Origin of the sequence: Streptosporangium oxazolinicum (genome assembly GCF_039537505.1) — a bacterium.
Classification (GTDB): Bacteria; Actinomycetota; Actinomycetes; order Streptosporangiales; family Streptosporangiaceae; genus Streptosporangium; species Streptosporangium oxazolinicum.
The window spans coordinates 18,190-39,131 of record NZ_BAABAQ010000006.1 but is presented as its reverse complement, the minus strand read 5'-3'; the positions used below and the strand labels follow the sequence as shown (position 1 = coordinate 39,131).

Here is a 20,942-nt window from a genome sequence, read left to right as displayed (position 1 = left end):
AGGCTAGGTACGCGCCCATCTCGGCGTTACCGTGACAGGGTGATCGATGTCACCGCGTACCTCCGCAGGATCGGCGTCAAGATCGACGGGCCTCCGAGCGTGGAGTCGCTGCACCTGCTGCACCGGGCACACGCGGAGCGCGTGCCGTACGAGTGCATGGAGATCTGGCTGGGCCGCCCGACGACCGTCGACCCCGTGGAGTCGGCGGCGCGGATCGTCCGGGGCCGGGGCGGCTACTGCTACCACCTGAACGGGGCCTTCTCCGTGCTGCTGAGGGCGCTCGGCTACCGGGTGACCCGGCATCGCGGCGGGGTGCAGGGCCACGCCGGGGTCCCGGCGAACGTGGACGGCGGCCACCTCGTGCTCACGGTCTCGGGACTGCCCGGTCCGGGCAATCCCGGCGGAGAGTGGCTGGTCGACCAGGGCCTGGGCGACGCGATCCACGACCCGCTCCCGCTCGTCGCGGGCACATACCGGCAGGGACCCTTCACGTACGGCCTGCGTCCCTCCGAGGTGGAGCCGGGCGGGTGGCGGTTCGACCACGACCCGCGCGGCGACTTCCTGGGCATGGACTTCCGCGCCGCGCCCGCCGAGATGCGGGAGTTCGCCGCGAGGCACGAGTTCTTCTCCACCTCGCCCGAGTCGGGCTTCGTCCGCGTGGCCACGGTCCAGCGGCGCGACGCGAGCGGGGTCGACGTCATGCGGGGCCTGGTCCTGACCCGTCTCGGCGACCGTGAGCACACCCTGACCGCGTGGACGGAGCGCGACTACTTCGAGATGCTGGCCGACGTCTTCGGCCTGTCCCTGCCCGACGTCACCCTCGCGGAACGCGCCGAACTCTGGCAGCGCCTGTGGATCGCCCACGAGAAATGGGCCGCCTCCCGCTGACCCCGGGCGCCCGGAGCCCCCGCGTTCCCTGCCATGGAGAGTCCCGCCTCCGATGAACCCGGGCTTCCTGCCGTAGAGAGTCCCGCCTCCGCTGCCTCGGGCCCTCGGAGCCCCCGTGTCTCCCTACCCGGCAAGTCCCGCCTCCGAGCGTTCCGTGAGGTCCATGCGGATACGCGGATACGCGGAGCCGGTCGCGTGGACCGGGACCGGGGCCAGGGCCAGAGCAGGGGACCGCCGGAGCGGGGGCGCGGGGCTCAGTCGCCTGTCGCCAGCGACTCCTTCAGCTCCCGCTTGAGGATCTTGCCCAGCGGGTTGCGGGGCAGGGCCTCGACGATCTCCAGGCGTTCGGGGAGCTTGTACGAGGCGATGCCCTTACCCCGCAGGTGGTCCACGACCGAGGCGAGGTCCACGGTCTGGCCGGGCTTGGGGACGAGGACGACGCAGACGCGTTCGCCGAGGACCTCGTCGGCGTAGCCGACCACCGCCACCTCGGCCACCGCCGGGTGGCCGGAGACCAGCGCCTCCAGTTCGGCGGGGGCGATGTTCATACCGCCCCTGATGACCAGGTCCTTGGCCCGGTCGACGTAGCGCAGGTACTGCCCCTGGTCTCCGGCGATCTCGAACACGTCACCGGTCATCAGGTAGCCGTCCCTGTCGAACGGGTCGGCGGCGGCCGTACCCGGCAGGTAACCGGAGAAGACGGTCGGCCCCGAAAGGCACAGCTCGCCGGGGATCCCGGCCTCGACGATCTCCGTGCCGAGGGGGTCGACCAGCTTGGTCCTGGTCGCGCCGAGGGTGCCGGGCCAGGTGGTGCCCGGGGCGTCGGGCCGGGGGAAGAAGCGGGCCCTGTCCTCGGGGTCGGGCATGTGCACCGGGTCGGAGAGGAGCGCGACGCCCTCGTTGGAACCGAAGAAATTGATGATCGCGATGCCGTACCGGTCCTGCCAGCCCTTGACCATCGGCGGCGGCAGCGGCGCCGAGCCCGAGCCGATCCGGGTCAGCGTGGTGAGGTCGGTCCTGGCGAGGATCGCCTCCTGCTGGAGCAGCATCGACAGCAGCGCGGGCGGGGCCAGGGTGTAGGTGACGCCCTCGGCCGCGATCTGCCCGAGGTAGGTCGGCAGGTCGAACGGGTGGTGCTGGACGAGCACGGAACCGGTCTTCAGCCAGGGCAGGAAGACCCCGCCGATCCCCGCCATGTTGACCATGGGGAAGGGGTTGAGGATGACGTCGTCCTCGGTGAGGCCGGGAGCCGCGGCGCAGGTCGAGGCGACCGCGAGCCAGTCGTAGTGGCACCTCGGCACCCCCTTGGGAGTGGCCTCGGTGCCCGAGGTCCAGCAGATCGTGACGGGGTCCGCGGGGTGGGCCTCGTACGGGACACCCGACGCCCCGGACGGGACATCCAGCGCCTCGTACGGAACACCCGGCGCCCCAGACGGGACACCCGACGCCCCGGGCTGGACGGAACCGGGTTCACCCACCGGGGAGGCGCTCGCGGCGTCGAGGTCGGCGTCCAGCTCGGGCCAGGTGAGGGCCGGGATGTTCTCCGGCACCCGGGCGGCGGCGGTCGTCGAGGTGACGAAGATCACGACCCCGGCGAGGGCGCAGAGCTGGTTCAGCTCGTACTCGCGGTACTGCACGGGGAACGGGGTGACCACCGCCCCCACCCTGACCACGGCGAGGAAGGTGACCGCGAGCTCCACGCTGTTGGGCAGCTGGACGGCGACCACGTCCCCCGGCCCGATCCCCCGGCCGCGCAGGACCCCCGCCACCCGGTCGATCTCGGCGTCCAGCTCGGACCAGGTGAGCCGCTTGATCTCACCGGGCAGCAGGTCGGCCTTGTTGGGCGGGTCGGCGATCGCGAGGGCGCCGGGACGGGCGCTCACCTGGGCACGTAGCAGCTGGTCGATCGTGTCTCCGGTCCACCAGCCTCCGGCGGTGTAACGGTCGATCCGCTCTTGCGTGTGCAGGCGCTTCATCGCGACTCCAGAGGTCCTTGTGAGGATGCTCGTGACACTACGAAAACAGAAGCTAGGGGTCAATGGATGAGGCGGAATCACCGTTCATTGGTTCATGTGCCGCTAAGTGACTATGTTGCTGTCCGCGATGGGATAAGCGAACGGGGTGAGCGGGATCGACACTCGAGTGCTGGCGAGCCGTTACCGGCTGCTGAACCCTCTCGCCGAGGGTGGGGCGGGCACGGTCTGGCTCGCCACCGACGAGACGCTTGGCCGCGACGTGGCGGTGAAAGAGGTACGGCTCCCGCCTGACCTCGATCCCGTCAAGCGGCAGGAGCTCTTCGCCTCGGCGCTCCGGGAGGCCAACCTCGCCGCCCGGCTCAAGCATCCCTCGATCGTGACCGTCCACGACGTGGTCATCGATCAGGAACGGCCCTGGCTCGTCATGGAGCTGCTGTCCGGCGCGTCCCTGGAGCGGACCGTCCGCGACCGGAGCCCGCTGCCCGCGCACCAGGCGGCCAGGATCGGTGTGGGCATCCTCAGCGCGCTCGGTGCCGCCCACGCCGCCGGGGTGGTCCACCACGACGTCAAGCCGGGCAACGTCTTCCTCACCAGGACCGGCAAGGCCGTCCTCACCGACTTCGGCTTCGCGGTCGCCGACGGCGAGGCCACCTCTGGCCGGACCGGCCACCTGGTCGGCTCGCCCAACTACATCGCGCCGGAACGGCTGCGCGGCGAGCGCGGCGGTCCCGCCTCCGACCTGTGGTCCCTGGGCGCCACGCTCTACTTCGCCGTCGAGGGGGTGCCGCCGCACCCCGCGGAGAGCCCCATCGCGGCGATCAGCCGGGTGCTCACCGAGCCGCCGAGGCCGCCGGAGCGCGCGGGCGAGCTGGGCCCGCTGCTGACGCGCATGCTCCACCCGATTCCCGAGGGCCGCCCGTCCTTCGAGGACGTCGCCCGCTCGCTGGGAGAGCTGGCCGCCGGTCGTACGCCCGCCGAGACACCGGCCGCGCCGTCCGTCCCCCCGCCGTCCCCCGGCCCCGGCCCCGGCCCCGCCGCCCCCGTCTCCGTCTCCGTACGGCCACCCGAGCCGCGCCTGAGCCGCACGGCGCTGTGGGCCGCCGTGGAGACGGCCGGGATCGCGGTGGTCGTCGCGGTCACCTTCGGGGTGACGTTCCTGCTGACCTCGGACCCCACGGCCGCCGAGAAGCGGGTCAGGCTCAGCGAGAGTCCCGGCGCCTTCGCCACACCGGTGAACGTGTGCGAGCTCATCCCCGGCGCCATGGCCAGGCAGCTGCTGCCCGCGCTGGCGGGCGAGGGCAAGCCGACCAACGACGGCGGCTGCCAGTGGGCGGCCAGGGGCATGGGGCTGGAGGTGCGCCTCTCCGGCGGCGACCAGTGGGGCAAGAGCCCGCGACAGGCCCACGAGCTGTTCGTGAACCGGCGCCAGAGCGTCATACCGAGCGGGGAGAACGCCTGGAGCTGGCCGGAGATCCAGGCCGGAATCCGCTCCTCCCGCTCCACCGCCCCGACGGCGGTGAAACCCGCCGGGGACGAGGCGTTCGGCTACGACGTCTACGAGAATCGCAAGACAGGCAGGCTGGAGCAGAGCTACGTGGTCGTACGCGTGGACAACCTCGTCCTCGACGTCGGTTACACCGTCGTGGACGGCAGCAAGGACGGCCCGGCGATCCAGGCGGGCGCCCACACCACCGCGACATGGGTCGCGAACGCCTTGAACAAGCAGAAAGCGAGCGGATGAACCATCCAGACGTCCCTCGATCGCAGGGCAGGCACGCGGGCGGGCAGGCCGCTCCCCCCGCGCCGGGGCCCGGGATCGCCGGAGCCGAGGGCGCGCCGATGCTTGAGCAGAGCTCGCTGGAACAGGTGGTCGCCCGGTTCGGGCCGATGTCCCCCCAGCAGGCAGCGGTGGTCGGGGTGGCCGTGCTGGACCAGCTCGTGGCGATGCACCGGCAGGGCATGCTCCACGGCGACGTGCGGCCGAGTTCGGTGCTGCTCGGCCCGTACGAGCAGATCGTCCTCGCCGGGCCGTCCCTGCCGTCCTCGCTCTTCACCTCTCCCGAGGGGGTGACCAGCCCGGCCGCCGACCTGTGGTCGCTCGGCGCGACCCTCTACACCGCCGTCGAGGGCCGTCCGCCGTCGCCCGGCGGTTCCCTGGACAACGCGGGCCCGATCGCGCCCGTCCTGTTCCACCTGCTCGCGGGCGATCCCGCCCAGCGGCCCGACCCGGTCGCCCTGCGCGCCGCCCTGATCGACGTTTCCCAGTACCGTCCCGAACCCCCGGTCGCGCAGCCCCCCGCGGGTACGCTCCCCCCGGCCTCGGGCGGCCCGTTCCCGCAGGCCGCGGGAGCCCCCGATCCGGGAGCCTCCGGCCCCCTCACCCCTTCCGGGTCCTTTCCCCCCTTCGCCGCTGGGACCGCCGCCGGGACGCCGGCGGCCTTCGGGCAGGCGCCCCTCCCGGGCCCCGGGGCATCCGGAGCGGCCGGGGCACCGGGAGCGGCCACCACACCCGGACCGGGCATGACAGGCCCGGGTATGACCGGACCCGCCGCGACAGGATCCGCCTCGACGACGGGACCCCAGAGGTACGACGCGACCGCGCCGCCCGGGGGGCCCGGGGGGCCCGGAGCGTCCGGCACCGCCGGGAGGCAGGAGGACGACGGGACCGCTCCGGTCAGCGCTGGGGAGTCGACCGCGCCCTTCAGGAAGACCCTGGCCGAGCAGATGTCCGCGATCACCGCGAGACTTCCCGTTCAGGACGTCCCCGTCCCCCCGCAGGTCGCGCTCTCCTCCTCCCCCGGCACGCCGATCCTCTGGCAGGCCCCGCCCTCGGTCCCGCCGCAGCAGGGCACCTCCCTCCAGGGCCCGTCCCACCCCGGCCCGCCCCAGCAGGGCTCACCTCAGCAGGGCCCGCCCCACCCCGGCGCCCCCGTTCCGCCCGTCCCGCCCGGCACCACGCCGCCCCACCCGAACCCGCAGGACGCCCCCACCTCGCGCGAACCGGCCCCCCTCCCCCTCCCGGCACCGGAGGGCCCGCCCGCCGAGCCTCCGACGCGGACGACCGGGGTGCTCGTACCCCGGCCCGTCGTGGCACTCACCGGTGTGCTGCTCTTCGGCATGGCGGTCACCATCGGTGTCCTGCTCACCTCGCTGGTCACGAACTCCGACGACGGCCTCACCGCCACCGAGCCCTCCGGCGCCAAGGGCCGCTTCGCCACGGCCCCCAGGGCCTGCAGCCTGCTCGACGAGAAGCAGGTGAACGAGGTCGTGCCGGGTTTCAAGAGCTCGGAGGTCGAGCGTTCCGTCTGCAACTGGCTCAACCAGCACGACTGGCGCAAGCCCAACGTCGAGAAGTACGACCTGCGGGTCCGGCTGATCGCCCAGAGGCAGGACGGCTCCGAGGTGATGAGGGCCAGGGAGTATCTGGCGGGCAAGAAGAAGGACTTCGTCGACAAGGGCCAGTTCACCACTCCCAAACCTCTCCCGCCCAAGGACCTGCGGGGCATCGGCGAGGAGGCGTTCACCTCCGGCGCGTACAACTCCATCAACCTGTACGGCGGCTCCTACAAGGTGACCGTGGTCTTCCGGATCAGCAACCTGATCGCCGAGGTCGACTACGAGCGGGGCGGCGTCAAGGAGGACCCCGACGGCAAGATCGCCGAAGGCGCGCTGAAGGTGTCCCGCTGGCTCACCGAGTCCCTGAAGACCGATGACTGATCGGGTGGCGGGCCCGCTGCCCGTGCTGGCGGGCCGCTACCGGGCCGTCGCGAAACTCGGCGCGGGCGGGATGGGCGTCGTGTGGCGGGCCCGCGACGAGCTGCTCCACCGCGAGGTGGCGATCAAGGAGGTCAGGCTCGACCCGAACCTGCCCGAGGCGCAGCGCGTCGAGGCGCGGGAGCGCACCCTGCGCGAGGCGCGCGCCGCCGCCCGGCTGGGACACCCGTCCATCGTGGCCGTACACGACGTCGTCGCGCAGGACGGCCGCCCGTGGATCGTGATGGACCTGGTCAAGGGCCGTTCGCTGGAACAGGCGGTCCAGGCCGAGGGGCCGCTCCCGCCACGGCGGGTGGCCGTGATCGGCCTGGCCGTGCTGGACGCGCTCGCCCTCGCGCACAGCCGGGGCATCGTGCACCGCGACGTGAAACCTGCCAACATCATGCTCGCCGGGGACGGCGGGGTGCTGCTGACCGACTTCGGCATCGCCACCCTGGAGGGGGACGTCCAGCTCACCTCGCCGGACGCGCTGATCGGCTCCCCCGGGTACATGGCCCCCGAGCGGCTGCGCGGCGCCGACGACGGCCCGGCCACCGACCTGTGGGCCCTGGCGGCGACCCTGTACACGGCCGTCGAGGGCCGGAGTCCCTTCCGCCGCGAGACCTCGGCGGCGACCATCGGCGCGATCCTCACCCAGGAGGCGCCCCCGCCGCGCCGGGCGGGGGATCTGGCTCCGGTGCTCATGGCGGCGCTGGTCAAGGATCCCCGGCTGCGCCCCGGGGAGTCGGGGCTGCGCGCGGCCCTGCGGCAGGTCTCCCAGGGACTGCCGGTGGAACCGCTCTTCCCGTTCTCCCCCGTCTCCCCGCTCTCCGCGCAGGAGACCGTGCCCGGGAAGCGGGCGGCCCCGCGCCGCCGTACCGGCCTGATCGCCGGGGCCGCGCTCGCCGTGGTGGCGCTGGCGACGACCGGGGCGGTGGTGCTGATGACGGCGGCGGGCGACCCCGAGGCACCCGCGACCCCGTCGCCCACGGCCGGTGCCGGACGGTTCGCCACCGTGCCGGACGCCTGCTCGCTGCTGGCCGACGCCCAGAGCTGGGCCGTGGTGCCCGGCTCGACCCCCGAACCCGCGGCGACCGCGCAGGCGGAAGGGGAGTCTCGCTGCGACTGGGGTGGCCCGTCGGAGGTGCGCTGGTTACGGCTCTCGCTGACCCGCAAGGCACCCGTGCGGGCGAAGGCGGCCCCGGAGGTGGCCCACGCGTTCTTCGTCTCCGAACGCACCAAGATCACCGCCGACAGGGGGGACGGCCTCCTCGGCACGACCGGCGCCGTCAGGAACGCCGACCGGGTGGGCGCGGAGGCCTTCGCCTACGACCTGATCGCGCTGGACCGGGTCAACTCCACAGTTCATTTCCGGATCAGCAACCTGCTGGTCGAGGTCAACGCGTCGCAGAAGGGCGAGCGTCCGGACGCCGAGCTGCGCGAGCGGGTCCTTCGCGCCGCCCGCCAGGTCGCCGAGAAGCTGAACAACAGTGACTGAGCACCCCCGCCCCGCGTCCCACCCGACCGCTCCCGGGCGCCCCGCGCACTCCGGCACCGCCGCCCCCGGGCGACCGGCACACCCAGGCACCGCGCATCAGCGACCCGCGCACTCCAGCACCGCCACCTCCGAGCGGCCCACACTCCCAGGCGCCACACACCCGCGACCCGCGCACTCCGGCACCGCCACCTCCGGACGCCCCACACGCCCCGGCACCACACACCGGCGAACGGCACGCCTCGGCACCGCACACCGGCGACCCGCGCACTCCAGCACCGCCGCCCCCAGGCGTCCGGCATGACCGACCCGAACCTGCTGGCCGGTCGCTACCGGCTGCTGGAGCGCCGCGACCGGGCCGGGACCACCTGGCGTTCCCGCGACGAGCTGCTCCAGCGTGACGTCACGATCACCGGGATACCGCTCCCGCCACCCGGCCCGCACCGCGACGGGCTTCTCGGCCGGATCCGCGCCGCGGCGGACTTCAGGCACCCGAACGTCATCGCCCTGCACGACGTCGTCTCCCTCCCCGACCGGGTGTGGCTGATCCTGGAGTCGGTCGAGGGCCGCTCGGTGCTGCAGACCGTCCGGGCCGAAGGACCGCTCACCTCCGAGCGGACGGCCGAGGTCGGGCTGCGCGTACTGGACGCGCAGACCTCCGCCCACGAGCGAGGCGTTCGTCTCCTGGCCGGCCCGGAGAGCGTACTCCTCACCCCGGACGGCAGGGTCGTGGTCACCGGCTTCGCCATCTTCGACGCCACCGACGAGCTGCGCGACCTGGGCGCCGTCCTCTTCACCGCCGTCGAGGGGCAGGCGCCGGGCACCGGACCGCACACCGGCCCGTACACCGGCCCGCACCCGGCAGGCGGCACCGCCCCCACCCCGGGGACCGTCGGCGGGTCCGGCCCCGCCTCGGGGGGCACCGGTGCGGCGGGCTCCGGCCCGCTGGCCCCGCTGCTGGAGGGCCTGCTGGCGACCGACCCCGCCCGTCGCCCGGACGCCGCCACGGCTCGGACGATCCTGCGGGGACTCACCCCACGCCCCGCCGGGTCACGCCGCCGTACCCGCCTGCTCGTCATGGCCGCCGCGCTCGTCCTCCTGGCCGGTGGCGGTACGGCGTTCTGGCTGCTCTGGCCCCGTCCCGCGGTCCAGCCGAGGGACACGGCTCCGGCACCGCTGCCCACCTTCTTCGCGAAGGCCCCGGACCCGTGCTCCCTGATCTCCGGGGAACAGGCCGACCGCCTCTATCTCGCGCCCTCCCCGTCGAGGGAGAAGACGGCGTGCGAGTGGCCGGCGGCGGACAGGACCGCGCCCGGCAGCCTCAAGAACACGCTGGAGATCACCGTCGTCCGCGAGCCGAAGGCGGCGCTCGCGCACTCGGCCTACCTTCGCCTCCGCTCACGGGACGCGAAGGACTCGCGGATCGTGAACGCTCCGGCCGACGTGCCGGGACTCGGTGACGAGGCCTACGTCTACCAGCTCGGCAACGGCCATTCGAGTGTCAACTCGGTGGTCGTGTTCCGTACGGGGAACCTCGTGACGGCGCTGCAGTATCACCGGTTCACCGTTACCGACACCGGCGGCAGGGGCCGCGCCGGAGCGCTCCAGGCGGCCCGCTGGGTGATCGACGCGCTCCGCGGCCGGAGGTGAGAGCTCCGGGCCGCCGTCACTCGGGGAGGACGAAACGGACCTCGCGCCGCTGGAGCGGCCGGCCGCACGCCCTGCACAGCAGGACCGGCCGGAAGGCGGCGCCGCAGAACGCGTGGGTGATCGACAGGGCCGAGCCCTCGGGGGCGGGGAGCTCGCGCTGGGCCCAGTCGACCAGGAAGGCGAAGACCTCGAAGAAGGCCAGTCCCTTGTCGGTGAGCCGGTACGAGCCGTCGGGCCGGGCGTCGAAGACGCGCAGCTCGACGAAGCGGCGCAACCGGTCGGTGAGCACCGAGGGCGCGATGCCGAGACCGGACTGGAAGTCGACGAAGCGGCGGGTGCCGAGGAACGCCCCGGCCAGGACGCTGGTGCTCCACCGGTCGCCGAGGATCTCCATCGACGCCGGGCAGTAGCCGATCAGGTCGGGCGGGGCGTCGGAGCGGACCGTGCGGCGGTGGCGCCGCGGCGGGCCGATCCGGGAGAACGTGGCGAGCGGGCCGGGCTCGGTCCTGGTGTCGCGCGCGCTCGTCGGCCGCAGGCAGGAACCGCACCCGAGGTAGGGCTTGGCGTCCTGGCCGCACTGCTCGTGCAGCAGCGGCGGGAGCCGTTCCGGGTCGACCCAGTCGCGCTCCCACGCCTGGATGGCCACCAGCAGGGCCCACAGCCGGAGCCCGCGCTCCGTCAGCCGGTACTCGTAGCGGGTGCGGCCGTTGCGGTACGCCGACAGCTCGAAGATGCCGTGGTCGACCAGTTCCTTGAGCCGGGCGGCGAGGACCGACTCGGATATGCCCAGCGCGTCGTGCCAGCCGGCGAAGGTCCGGATCCGCAGCAGGAACGCCCGTTGCAGGATCAGCAGCACCCATCGGTCTCCCAGGATCGCCAGCGCCTGCCCGATCGCACTGAGCTCGGCTCGCGCCCGCTCCCGCTCAGCGCCGTCCACAGCCTGTCCTCCAGATGGTCGCGTGGTCGTCCTCGTCGCCGGTGAGGGTGACCGCGTTCCGGTCGCGTCCTTTCAGCCGTGCCCTTTCAGCCGAACGGGCACGGTAACCGGCGAACATGATCGTGCCTGTCTCCGGCGGACAGGATGATCATTCTTGTTCCCGGCTTTCCGGCTTCCCGGCGAAACTTTCCGGCGAAACCGCCAAACTACCAACCCCGCACCGCCCGGACAGCCCGGTGCCCCCTTTGGCCACATCCCCGGCGCGAACGGCCATTGACGAGCTGACTTCTTTTATCATAGCGTCCAGGGCATGGCGGAACCTGTGATGGTCATGGACGAGTCGGGCGAGCCGAATCCGTACCTGCTGGGCGTCTACGCCCCGGTCCAGGACGAGATCACGGCCGAGAACCTCAAGGTCGTCGGCGAGATCCCGAAGGACCTCAACGGCGTCTACCTGCGCAACGGGCCCAACGCGCGGTTTCCCATGAAGGGGCGCTACCACTGGTTCGACGGCGACGGCATGGTGCACGCGATGCACTTCGAGAACGGCAGGGCCCGCTACCGCAACCGCTACGTCAGGACGAGGGCGTTCGAGGCGGAGTCGGCCGCCGGGCGGTCCCTGTGGACCGGCGTGATGGAGAACCCGAAGGGCAACCCGTTCGGCAACACCCGCGGGCTCGGCCTCAAGGACTCCGCCAACACCGACGTGATCTTCCACCGGGGCCGGGTCCTCACCACGTGGTACCTGTGCGGCTCCCCGTACGGCGTGGATCCCCTCAGCCTGGAGACGCTCGGCGTCGAGACCTTCCTCGACACGCTGACCGGCGACTTCATGGCCCACCCCAAGGTCGACGAGCGGACCGGGGAGCTTTTCTGGTTCGACTACGGGCCCCGCAGGCCGTACCTGCGCTACGGGGTGGTCGGCGCGGGCGGGCAGGTCGAGCACTGCGTGGAGCTGGAGCTGCCGGGGGCCCGGCTACCGCACGACATGGCGATCACCGAGAACCACGCGATCCTCATGGACCTGCCGCTCTACCAGGACATGGACGCCGCCCGTCAGGGCCGCTACAAGCTGACGTTCGACCGGGAGCTGCCCTCGCGCTTCGGCGTCATCCCCCGGCGCGGGCAGGCGCACGAGATCCGCTGGTTCGACGCGAAACCCTGCTACATCTACCACGTCGTCAACTCCTGGGAGGAGGACGGGGAGATCGTGCTGGACGTCTGCCGGGTGAGCCGTCCCGCGCCCGCGGGGAGCGGCAGCCCGCTGGCCCGCATGATCTCCTACCTCAAGCTCGACGCGCGGATGTACCGCTACCGCTTCGACCTGCGCACCGGCCGCACGTCCGAGGGGTTCGTGGACGAGGACCACAACACCGAGTTCCCCTCGGTGGACGCCCGGCTGACGGGCCTGCGGTCGCGCTACGCCTACAACGTCTCGGTCAAGGACGCCGCGACCAACCTCTTCGACGGCCTGGTCCGCTACGACAACGTGACGGGCGGCAAGGAGACGTACTACTACGGCGAGCACCGCTACGGCAGCGAGGCCCCGTTCGCGCCGCGCGACGGCGCGACCGGCGAGGAGGACGGCTACCTCGTCAGCTTCGTCACCGACGAGCGCGAGGGCACCTCCGAGGTGCAGGTCCTGCACGCGGCGAACCTGGGCGCGGGACCGGTCGCCCGGATCATCCTGCCCCAGCGGGTGCCGCTCGGCTTCCACGCCACCTGGGTGCGCGCGGACCAGCTGCGGGACTCGGCCACGTGAGGCCCGCGGACGAGCAAGACCGCGGGGGTCCCGCGCACGACATCCGGCAGGAGCGGAACAGGCGATGACATACATCTACGAGACGGTCAGAACCCCACGCGGTAAGGCCAGGCCCGGCGGAGGGCTCGCGGATGTGACGCCGCTGACCATGCTGGAGAGGCTCCTGGACGCCCTGCGCGAGCGGACGGGTGTCGAGCGGGCGGACGACATGATCGTCGGCTGTGCCTCGCAGAACGCCGACCAGGGCGGCAACCTCGCCAGGACCGCCGCGCTCACCTCGGGCTTCGACGCGCCCGGCATGACCGTCAACCGCTACTGCACCTCGGGCATCGACGCGGTCCGTACGGCCTTCGCGCTCGTGGAGTCCGGGCAGAGCCGCACCGTGGTCGCCGGAGGGGTCGAGTCGGTCTCCCGGGTGCCGATGTTCTCCGACGGCGGGCCGCTGTGGGCCGACCCCGCGGTGGTGGACAGGGTCGGGTCGATCCACATGGGCATCGCGGCGGACCTGGTCGCGACGGTCGAGGGCTTCGAACGCGAGGAGCTCGACGCGTACGGCCTGCGCACCCACACCCTGGCCGCCGAGGCGTGGGCCGCCGGGCGCCACGACCGCTCGCTGGTGCCGGTCAACGACCTGCGGCGCGACGAGCACGTGCGGCCGGGCACGACCCTGGAGGCGCTCGCCGCGATGGACCCCGCCTTCGCCGGACAGGACGACCAGGACGCCATCGTCCGCGGGCATCGTCCCGAGGTCGGCGAGCTGCGCCACCTGCACACCCGGGGCACCTCTCCCAGCCTGTGCGACGCGGCGGGCCTGCTCCTGATCGGCTCCGAGGCGACCGGTACGGAGCTGGGCCTGCGTCCCAGGGCCAGGATCGTGGCCACCGCGACCGCCTCCGTCGATCCGGTCACCATGCTCACCGCGGGCCAGCTCGCGGTCGAACGGGTCGTCGCCGGGGCCGGTCTCACCCCCGACGACGTCGAGGTCTACGAGTTCGCCGAGGCGTTCGCCGCCCTGTGCCTGAAATTCCAGCGGGACCTGAAGGTCGGCGACGACCGTTTCAACGTCAACGGAGGCACCATCGCGATGGGCCACGCCTTCGGCGCCACCGGCGCCATCCTCGTCGCCGCCTGCGCGGACGAGCTCGAACGCCGAGGGGCCCGGTACGGCGTCGCCGCGGTCAGCGGGGCCGCGGGCAGCGGTTCCGCCGTACTGCTGGAGCGGGTCGCGTGAGGCTGGGCGTCTCCCTCGGCCTCTGGCAGGACCGGCCCGCCGAGGAGGCCCTGCTGACCGCGAGGGCCGCCGACGAGCTGGGCTACGACGAGCTGTGGGTGGGCGAGATGGCCACCTACGACGCCTTCGCGCTGGCCACCGCGATCGGGCTGTCCACCGGCCGGATCGGGCTCACCGTCGGGCCGCTGGCGGTGGCCGTACGGGACCCCATGATGATCGCGATGGGGGTGGCGTCGGTGGCCGCCCTCGCCGGGAGACCGGTGAACGTGGCGGTCGGCACGTCGAGCCCGATGGTCGTCGAGGAGTGGCACGGCAGGTCACGGGCGCGGTCGGCGGCCGTACTGCGGGAGACGGTGCGGGCGCTCAGGCCGCTCCTGGATGGCGACAAATCCGATTTTTCAGGTGAATACGTGAAAAGTCGCGGCTATCGACTCCGGCTTCCGGCGCCCCGCGCCGAGCTGACCGTGGCCGCCTTCGGCGCCTCCGCCGTACGGACCGCCGCGACGGCCGACCGGATGGTGCTCAACCTGATCACCCCCGCCTCCGCGGCCCGCCTGACCGCCGACCTCCGCGCGGCGGCCCATATGGCCCAGACAGCCCAGGACCAAGACCAGGGACAGGACCAGGAAAAGGACCGGGGACAGGGCCGGGACGCGACCCCTGCGCCGACGCAGGTGCCGAGGGTGGCGGCCTGGGTGACGGCCGCGGTCGACCCGGGACGCGAGGCGGTCGACCGGATCCGACGCGCCGTCGTGGGCTATCTCGCCGCACCCGGATACGGCGAGATGTTCATCGAGGCCGGATTCGGGGACGTGGTCGCGTACGCCAGGACCCGCCCGCACCCCCGCGAGCTGCTGGCCGCCATCCCCGACGGCCTGCTGGAGTCGGTCGCCCTGCTCGGTGACGTGGACGCGGCCCACGAGCGCCTGCGCGCGTACGCCGACGCGGGGGTGGACGAGGTGGCCCTGGTCCCGGTCAGCACGGACGCCGACCCCGGCGGCGTGGCGACGCTCAAGGCTCTGGCGAGATAGTTAAATCACGATATATCTCGGTCGGAACCACGGCGATAGCTCCACACGTTGGACCGGCGACGCACAATGAACTACAGACGGGGCGTCCGCCCCGCGTTCGGAGGATGTTGAGGATGTCGCCCGTCCAGAAGTACGCGATCGGCGCCGGAGCAGTGGTGTTCCTGTCGTGGCTCTTCCTGCCAGGTTTCGTGACGCTGCTGGTCCTCCTGGGCGTCGTCGCCGCCCCGGTCGTCGGCTACCTGATGCTCGACCCGTCACAGCGCGAGCGCCTCAAGCGCTCGCGCCGCCGGGGTCTCGGCCGCTGACGCGGCACGTGAGCCCGCACGGCACGGCCCGGCCCCGCGAACCCGCGTCTCCGGGCCGGGCCGGGCCGGTCAGGCGGTGGCGGTCGCGAGCTCCGACTCCACCCGGTGGGTGACCTTGCGCTCGAACACGAACGAGAGCAGCGGCACGGTGCCCGCGAGCATCACCCCGAGGATGTACGGCCACGTCCAGCGCGCTTTCATGCCCAGGTTCATCGTGGCCACGAGATAGAGCATGTAGAGGAAGCCGTGGATCGGAGAGACGATCTTCGATGGCTGCTCGATGCCGAAGCCGTACCTGAGCACGATGCAGGTGACCAGGACGAGCAGCATCACGCCGACGATGTAGGCCAGGATGCGAAAGGGCTTGAGAGCGGATTCCACGGTCGGTTACCTCGGTGTTGGGATTCGGTTCACGGGGCGGTGCGGGCTGGCAGGGCGGGGGTTTCCGCCTCGGGAGTGGGGCTGGGAGCGGGATCGGAATCGGCGGCGTCGGCGGCGTCGCGCTCCCGCGTGCGGCCGCGCAGCGCGTCACGAACGAAGTGCCACCACATGAAGACCGCGAAAAGCCCGAAGATCCACCACTGGGCGGCGTAGGCGAGGTTGCGCCAGGTGAGCCCGCCCGGCTCGGTCGGCGGGGGGACGCTCACCGGCCTGGCCGCGACCTCGGGGGCCGGTGACTGGGTGGCGGCGACCATGAACCCGTCGCGCAGTTTCGTGCCCCGCCAGAGGTTGATCAGCTCGGCCGACGACACGGTCAGCACCTGTCCCGGAGGCAGCTGCCGGGTCCGGCGCTGGACGCTGTCGGTGGCCTCGGAGGCTTGCAGGCGCCCGCTGAGGACCACCCTGCCCTCGGCCGGGGCCGTGACGGCGGGGTCGCCCGCCGTGGCCACCCAGCCGCGTACGACCGGGATGGAGGTGCCGTCGCCGAGGTCGAGCGGCGAGAGCAGCCACAGGCCCCCGTCGCGCTCGGCCACCAGGAGCCGCTTCGAGGCGTCGAAGGTGCCCTCGGCGGTCACCCGGCGGCTGACGGCGTCGGCCGTCAGGTGCTTTCCGGGCGCGGTGAGGGTGGTGACCGCCACGGGGGCGGGGTCGAGCAGCGAGTGGGGCCTGCCGGAGTCCTCGAAGACACCGAGTTGCCACCTGCCCAGCAGCCCGCACACGACGAGGGCTCCGACCGCGAGCAGGTGGAGCACCACCACGCGGGCGGAGAACAGGATGCGGAGCATGACACCACGCTATCCGGCCGGGTCGGCGGTCCGGCCCCCAGTACCCGTCCTCCGGCCGGGCACCGGGGCACATTCACCGCCCCAGCGCCGTCCCAGCGCCTTGGCGACACGACCGGCACCCGCCCTCGGCCAAGCACCAGGACATCCTTCCCGTGAAAGTGGACAAATCAGTGTTGGGAGGTATCCCGTATCGCTAAAGTCATCTCCATGTCTGATCCTCAGCCGATTGACCCCGCGGGCAACACCCAGGCGTTCCGCGCGTTCGCCCAGCGCAAGGACCCGGAGGCCGTTCCCGAGAAGCGGTCGCTCGCCCTGCCGATCACGGCGGCGGTGGTGGTCGCGGTGCTGGTCGTCGTCGCCGTGGGCGCGTACCTGCTGCTCTGACGACCGAGGGGTCCGCAGCGCCGACGGCCTCGCCCTCGGCGCTTTTCGCGTTCCCGAACATCCCTGAAACGTCCCTGAGCATCTCAAACGTCCCCGAACGGTCCTAGAGGTGTCTCAAATGTCCCCGAACGCTCCTGAGCGTCCAAGCGTCCCCGGACGTTCCTGGGTGTCTTCGAACGTCCCTGAACGCCACACGCCGCCCGAGCCCCTTCGGACGCCCACGAGCCTCTTCGAACGTCACCGAACGCCGCTGAGCGTCCATGGATGTCCTAGAACATCCAAGGACGTCCAAAAGACGTCCCCGGTGACCTCCAGCCGCCGGGGGCGAGGAGACCGCATGAGCGCGGCGTTACCGAGCCCCTGACCGGCCTCCTCCCGGGGCCGGGGCCGGGGGCCGGGGCCGGGGGCCGGGGCCGGGGCCGGGGGCCGGGGCCGGGGGCCGGGGCCGGGGGCCGGGGCCGGGGGCCGGGGGCGGGGCCGCGAGAGCCGATCACCTGGGCGTCCCCCGACAGGCCCGGCGGCGCGGCCAGGACCGCGCCACCGGGGTCGGCGTCCTTCACACCGTCACCGTACGTGTCGGCGCGAGGGCGGGAACCCTACCTGCGCTCGCTCACCACCAGCGCGCTGCCGCCACCGCGACGGGTCGGCTCCGCCACCGCCTGGAGCTTCCCGTGCCGCAGGAACTCGACCGCCGTGGCCGCGCCGATCTCGGGGTTCAGCACGAGGCTGTGGCCCCGGGCGGTGAGCTCGGCGCCGTAGCGGTCGATGAAGGCCTGCTCCGCCTGGGTCTGGGCGGTGTTGCGCTGGGTGGCCCTGGGCGCGGCGAGCGCCTCGGGGAGCGACATGCCGAGGTCCCAGCGGTTCACCAGGATCTGCAGCACGGTGGTGATGATCGTCGAGCCGCCGGGGGAACCCAGCGCGAGCAGCGGCCTGCCGTCGTCCAGGACGATCGTCGGCGCCATCGAGGAACGGGGCCGCTTGCCCGGCGCGGGCAGGTTCGGGTCGCCGGGGGCCGGGCCGAAGGTGAAGTCGGTCAGCTCGTTGTTGAGCAGGAAGCCCCGGCCGGGGACGACGATGCCGTTGCCGCCGGTCGACTCGATGGTGATGTTGTAGGCGACCACGTTGCCCCACCGGTCGGTGACCACCAGGTGCGTGGTCTCCGGCCCCTCGGGGGCCGAGGGGGTGGCCTCCGCCGAGGGCGCGGGCGCGCACGGCCCGTACGTCCCGTCGGGGTTGCCCGGCGCGGCCGGGCTCGCCAGCGCCCGCTCGCCGATCAGGCAGGCGCGCTCCTTGGCGAACCCGTCGGACAGCAACTCCTTGAGCGGGACGCCCGGAATGTCGCCGACGTACTTGCCCCGGTCGGCGAAGGAGAGCCTGGACGCCTCCAGATACTCGTGCTCCCCGACCTTCGGCAGGGCCTCAAGGATGTTGAGCGCCTCGCCGACCGTCGAGCCTCCCGAGGACGGCGGCGCCATGCCGTACACGTCCATGCCCTTGTACGTCACCTTCGTGGGCGGCCGTTCGAGCGCCCGGTAGGCCTTCAGGTCGCCCAGTTCCATCAGGCCGGGCCGCACGTTGCGGGTGGAGCCCGGGGTGACCGGCGGCTTCTTGACGGTGGCCACGATCTCGGCGCCCAGGCCGCCGCCGTACAGCCACTCGCCGCCCTGCCTGCCGAGCCTGCGGTAGGTGTCGGCCAGCTCGGGGTTGCGGAAGGTGGAGCCGACCGGCGGCGGGGCCCCGCCCGGCAGGTAGAGCTTGGCGGTGGAGGTGAAGTCCTTGAAACGGGCGGCGTTGGAGGCGGTCTGGTCGTAGAAGGTCTGGTCGACCTTGAACCCCTTGGACGCGACCTCGATCGCGGGGTTCAGGGCCTGGCGCAGCGAGAGCGTGCCGAACCTGCGCAGCGCCAGCTCCCACTGGGCCACGCTGCCGGGCACCCCCGCGGACAGCCCGCTGGTCACCGCCTCCTCGAACGGGATGCCCTCCAAAGAGGTCGGCCCCATCGCCTTCGGCGCGGTCTCCCTGCCGTCGATCGTGTGGACCTTCTTGCGGCGCGCGTCGTAGTAGACGATGAACCCGCCCCCGGCGAGCCCGGCCGAGTAGGGTTCGGTCACGCCCAGGGTGGCCGCCGCTGCGACCGCCGCGTCCATGGCGTTGCCGCCCTCGCGCAGCACGCCCAGCGCGACCTTGCTGGCGTCGAGGTCGACGGTCGAGACCGCGCCCCCGTACCCCTCCGCGACGGGTTTCTTCTCCGCCCGTGGCCACGCCGGTGACGCCTGTGGAGACGCGGCGGCGGGTTGGACGAGCAATACGGAACTTCCCACCAGGATCCCCGCCAGGGGGGTGGCGATTCGACGATTGATCATGATGACCTCCCGCAGACAGCTTGACTCAGCCTGTGAGCCTTGTCAGCCCCTTCCCTACCGCGGGGGGTGTAGTGCCTCATGCGTCACCGGACGGACGCGCCGTCCGGACGGGCGCACGTACAGTGCTGAGCGTGCACGCCAAACCCCGCTGGGCCGAGCTCCTGCTCCCGCTGTTCGCGGGGGTCTTCCAGGTCATGGCCACCCGCGGCGTGCAGTGGTGGCAGGTCCACGACCCCGGCATGCTCAGGGTCCCGCTCGACCCGCTGGGTTGCGCGCTCCTGCTGGCCGGGCCTCTGGCCCTGATCGTACGCCGTCGCCGTCCGGTGCCCTGCCTGGCCGTCGCGGCGGCCTCGACCGTGATCTTCATCGGCCTCGGCTATTCCTACGGCCCGGTCTTCCTCAGCCCGATCGTCGCGTTCCACACCGCCGTGGTGAGCGGCCATCGGCGGGCGGCCTGGTCGATCTGGGGCCTGGCCTACGTGTTCCTCGTGGTCTACACGTCCTGGCTCGCCCCCGTCCGTACGTCCGGCTGGCTCCACAACCTCACGGTGGGCGCGCTGATGGGCCTGGTCCTGGTGGCGGCGGAGTTCTCGCGGGCCAGGAGGGAGCGGCAGGCCGAGCGCGCACGGGTGGAGGAGGAGGAAGTGCGGCGGCAGGCCAGCGAGGAGCGGCTGACCATGGCGCAGGAGCTGCACGACGTGCTCGCGCACAACATCTCCCTCATCCACGTGCAGGCGTCCACCGCGCTGCACCTCATCGACGACCACCCCGAGCAGGCGCGGACCGCGCTCACCACGATCAAGCAGGCGTCCAAGGACGTGCTGACCGAGATGCGGTCGGTGCTCAACGTCCTGCGCGACGGCGCCCCCCGCTCCCCCACCGCCGGGCTGGACCGGCTCGACGAGCTCATCGAGCGCAGCGGGCTGCCGGTCACCAAGGAGATCGTCGGCGAGGCCGGGCCGCTGCCTCCCGGCGTCGACCGGGCCGGGTACCGCATCGTGCAGGAGGCCCTCACCAACGTCACCCGGCACGCCCCCGGCGCGTCGGTCACGGTCCTGCTCGGCTACGACCCCCGCGCGCTGACCGTCCAGGTCACCGACTCGGGCGGCGACGCCCCCGGGGAGAGCCTGGGCGGCGGGAACGGCGTCCCCGGCATGCGGGAGCGGGCCTCGGCACTCGGGGGAACGCTGACCGCCACGCACCACGGCCGGGGCTTCCGCGTCGAGGCCCGGCTGCCGATCCCGGAGGAGCCCCGATGATCAAGATTGTTCTCGCCGACGACCAGGCTCTCGTCAGGGCCGGATTCCGCGCCCTGCTGGACGCGCAGCCGGGGATGACCGTGGTGGCCGAGGCCGCCGACGGGGCGCAGGCCGTGCGGCTCGCCGCCGAACACGAGCCGGACGTGGTCCTGATGGACATCCGCATGCCCGGCATGGACGGGCTGACCGCCACCCGCGAGATGCCCGCCGGGCCGAGGATCATCATCCTGACGACCTTCGAGCTGGACGAGTACGTCTTCGAGGCCCTCCGTAGCGGCGCCAGCGGCTTCCTGGTCAAGGACACCGAACCGGCCGAGCTCATCCAGGCCGTCCGGGTGGTGGCCGGAGGCGACGCCCTGCTCTCCCCCGGCGTGACCCGCCGCCTGATCGCCGAGTACGCGAGCCGCGCCAAGGAGCCGCACCACACCCGCGACCTCGGCCTGCTCACCGACCGCGAACGCGAGGTCCTCGCCCTGGTCGGCACCGGCATGACCAACGACGAGATCGCGGGCGAGCTCTTCATGAGCCCCGCCACCGCCAAGACCCACGTCAGCCGGAGCATGATGAAGCTCCACGCCCGCGACCGCGCCCAGTTGGTCGTCATCGCCTACGAATCCGGCCTCGTCCGCCCCGGCTGGGTCTGACCTCGGCGTCCTTCCGCGAGAACCCGGCGTCTCATCCC

General features: G+C 72.6%; 17 protein-coding genes. 12 read left to right on the top strand and 5 right to left on the bottom strand.

Annotated features, from left to right (window positions below; translation table 11 throughout):
* The first annotated feature begins 39 nt into the window (after nt 1-39).
* Nucleotides 40-888 carry an arylamine N-acetyltransferase family protein gene (locus ABD817_RS17770; protein WP_344919073.1) on the top strand — a complete coding sequence of 283 codons (849 nt, stop codon included), beginning with the start codon at nt 40-42 and terminating at the stop codon, nt 886-888.
* A 254-nt stretch (nt 889-1,142) separates the two neighbouring features.
* Here ABD817_RS17770 and ABD817_RS17765 read toward each other — a convergent pair whose 3' ends face one another.
* Complete coding sequence (locus tag ABD817_RS17765; RefSeq protein ID WP_344919072.1) at nt 1,143-2,864, bottom strand: class I adenylate-forming enzyme family protein; 1,722 nt, start codon at nt 2,862-2,864, stop codon at nt 1,143-1,145.
* 145 nt (nt 2,865-3,009) lie between these two features.
* Between ABD817_RS17765 and ABD817_RS17760 the strand changes: the two genes are divergently transcribed.
* The 4 genes from ABD817_RS17760 to ABD817_RS17745 all read left to right on the top strand — a co-directional run bounded on the left by ABD817_RS17760 (nt 3,010) and on the right by ABD817_RS17745 (nt 9,762).
* On the top strand, nt 3,010-4,605 hold the full coding sequence (locus ABD817_RS17760) for a serine/threonine-protein kinase (RefSeq protein ID WP_344919071.1): 1,596 nt from the start codon (nt 3,010-3,012) through the stop codon (nt 4,603-4,605).
* The gene (locus tag ABD817_RS17755; protein ID WP_344919070.1) at nt 4,602-6,581 is read left to right on the top strand and encodes a serine/threonine-protein kinase; all 1,980 of its coding nucleotides are present in this window, start codon (nt 4,602-4,604) and stop codon (nt 6,579-6,581) included. Before ABD817_RS17760 ends, ABD817_RS17755 begins: the two co-directional genes overlap by 4 nt.
* A complete protein-coding gene (locus ABD817_RS17750) occupies nt 6,574-8,115 on the top strand; it encodes a serine/threonine-protein kinase (protein ID WP_344919069.1) in 1,542 nt (513 codons plus the stop codon). The genes ABD817_RS17755 and ABD817_RS17750 overlap by 8 nt, the downstream gene beginning before the upstream one ends.
* A gap of 297 nt (nt 8,116-8,412) precedes the next feature.
* Nucleotides 8,413-9,762 carry a hypothetical protein gene (locus tag ABD817_RS17745; RefSeq protein ID WP_344919068.1) on the top strand — a complete coding sequence of 450 codons (1,350 nt, stop codon included), beginning with the start codon at nt 8,413-8,415 and terminating at the stop codon, nt 9,760-9,762.
* A 16-nt stretch (nt 9,763-9,778) separates the two neighbouring features.
* On the opposite strand, the gene ABD817_RS17740 is transcribed toward ABD817_RS17745, so the two are convergent.
* A complete protein-coding gene (locus tag ABD817_RS17740; RefSeq protein WP_344919067.1) occupies nt 9,779-10,699 on the bottom strand; it encodes a winged helix-turn-helix transcriptional regulator in 921 nt (306 codons plus the stop codon).
* Nucleotides 10,700-11,009: 310 nt separating this feature from the next.
* On the opposite strand from ABD817_RS17740, the gene ABD817_RS17735 reads away from it, so the two are divergent.
* From ABD817_RS17735 to ABD817_RS17720, 4 genes are all read left to right on the top strand, one after another.
* Nucleotides 11,010-12,461: a carotenoid oxygenase family protein gene (locus tag ABD817_RS17735; protein WP_344919066.1), complete on the top strand. Its 1,452-nt coding sequence runs from the start codon at nt 11,010-11,012 to the stop codon at nt 12,459-12,461.
* A gap of 64 nt (nt 12,462-12,525) precedes the next feature.
* A complete protein-coding gene (locus tag ABD817_RS17730; protein WP_344919065.1) occupies nt 12,526-13,692 on the top strand; it encodes an acetyl-CoA C-acyltransferase in 1,167 nt (388 codons plus the stop codon).
* Nucleotides 13,689-14,723 carry an LLM class F420-dependent oxidoreductase gene (locus ABD817_RS17725; protein ID WP_344919064.1) on the top strand — a complete coding sequence of 345 codons (1,035 nt, stop codon included), beginning with the start codon at nt 13,689-13,691 and terminating at the stop codon, nt 14,721-14,723. The genes ABD817_RS17730 and ABD817_RS17725 overlap by 4 nt, the downstream gene beginning before the upstream one ends.
* 113 nt (nt 14,724-14,836) lie before the next feature.
* On the top strand, nt 14,837-15,028 hold the full coding sequence (locus ABD817_RS17720; protein WP_329090742.1) for a hypothetical protein: 192 nt from the start codon (nt 14,837-14,839) through the stop codon (nt 15,026-15,028).
* Between the two features lie 69 nt (nt 15,029-15,097).
* Here the strand turns inward: ABD817_RS17720 and ABD817_RS17715 are convergent, their stop codons facing one another.
* Together ABD817_RS17715 and ABD817_RS17710 are read right to left on the bottom strand one after the other, a co-directional pair.
* The gene (locus tag ABD817_RS17715) at nt 15,098-15,409 is read right to left on the bottom strand and encodes a DUF3817 domain-containing protein (protein ID WP_344919063.1); all 312 of its coding nucleotides are present in this window, start codon (nt 15,407-15,409) and stop codon (nt 15,098-15,100) included.
* A gap of 29 nt (nt 15,410-15,438) precedes the next feature.
* A complete protein-coding gene (locus tag ABD817_RS17710; protein ID WP_344919062.1) occupies nt 15,439-16,254 on the bottom strand; it encodes an SURF1 family protein in 816 nt (271 codons plus the stop codon).
* 207 nt (nt 16,255-16,461) lie between these two features.
* Here ABD817_RS17710 and ABD817_RS17705 point away from each other — a divergent pair, with 207 nt between their 5' ends.
* Nucleotides 16,462-16,638: a hypothetical protein gene (locus ABD817_RS17705; protein ID WP_344919061.1), complete on the top strand. Its 177-nt coding sequence runs from the start codon at nt 16,462-16,464 to the stop codon at nt 16,636-16,638.
* 596 nt (nt 16,639-17,234) lie between these two features.
* Here ABD817_RS17705 and ABD817_RS17700 read toward each other — a convergent pair.
* A complete protein-coding gene (locus tag ABD817_RS17700; protein WP_344919060.1) occupies nt 17,235-19,001 on the bottom strand; it encodes a gamma-glutamyltransferase family protein in 1,767 nt (588 codons plus the stop codon).
* Nucleotides 19,002-19,132: 131 nt separating this feature from the next.
* Between ABD817_RS17700 and ABD817_RS17695 the strand changes: the two genes are divergently transcribed.
* The gene (locus ABD817_RS17695; protein WP_344919059.1) at nt 19,133-20,260 is read left to right on the top strand and encodes a sensor histidine kinase; all 1,128 of its coding nucleotides are present in this window, start codon (nt 19,133-19,135) and stop codon (nt 20,258-20,260) included.
* On the top strand, nt 20,257-20,904 hold the full coding sequence (locus tag ABD817_RS17690) for a response regulator (protein WP_344919058.1): 648 nt from the start codon (nt 20,257-20,259) through the stop codon (nt 20,902-20,904). The genes ABD817_RS17695 and ABD817_RS17690 overlap by 4 nt, the downstream gene beginning before the upstream one ends.
* Nucleotides 20,905-20,942 lie beyond the last annotated feature (38 nt).

Coding starts and splice junctions, on each gene's coding strand:
- ABD817_RS17720 (WP_329090742.1), top strand. CDS start 14,837: ATGTCGCCCGTCCAGAAGTACGCGATCGGCGCCGGAGCAGTGGTGTTC.
- ABD817_RS17745 (WP_344919068.1), top strand. CDS start 8,413: ATGACCGACCCGAACCTGCTGGCCGGTCGCTACCGGCTGCTGGAGCGC.
- ABD817_RS17735 (WP_344919066.1), top strand. CDS start 11,010: ATGGCGGAACCTGTGATGGTCATGGACGAGTCGGGCGAGCCGAATCCG.
- ABD817_RS17730 (WP_344919065.1), top strand. CDS start 12,526: ATGACATACATCTACGAGACGGTCAGAACCCCACGCGGTAAGGCCAGG.
- ABD817_RS17705 (WP_344919061.1), top strand. CDS start 16,462: ATGTCTGATCCTCAGCCGATTGACCCCGCGGGCAACACCCAGGCGTTC.
- ABD817_RS17690 (WP_344919058.1), top strand. CDS start 20,257: ATGATCAAGATTGTTCTCGCCGACGACCAGGCTCTCGTCAGGGCCGGA.
- ABD817_RS17765 (WP_344919072.1), bottom strand. CDS start 2,864: ATGAAGCGCCTGCACACGCAAGAGCGGATCGACCGTTACACCGCCGGA.
- ABD817_RS17700 (WP_344919060.1), bottom strand. CDS start 19,001: ATGATCAATCGTCGAATCGCCACCCCCCTGGCGGGGATCCTGGTGGGA.
- ABD817_RS17710 (WP_344919062.1), bottom strand. CDS start 16,254: ATGCTCCGCATCCTGTTCTCCGCCCGCGTGGTGGTGCTCCACCTGCTC.
- ABD817_RS17750 (WP_344919069.1), top strand. CDS start 6,574: ATGACTGATCGGGTGGCGGGCCCGCTGCCCGTGCTGGCGGGCCGCTAC.
- ABD817_RS17755 (WP_344919070.1), top strand. CDS start 4,602: ATGAACCATCCAGACGTCCCTCGATCGCAGGGCAGGCACGCGGGCGGG.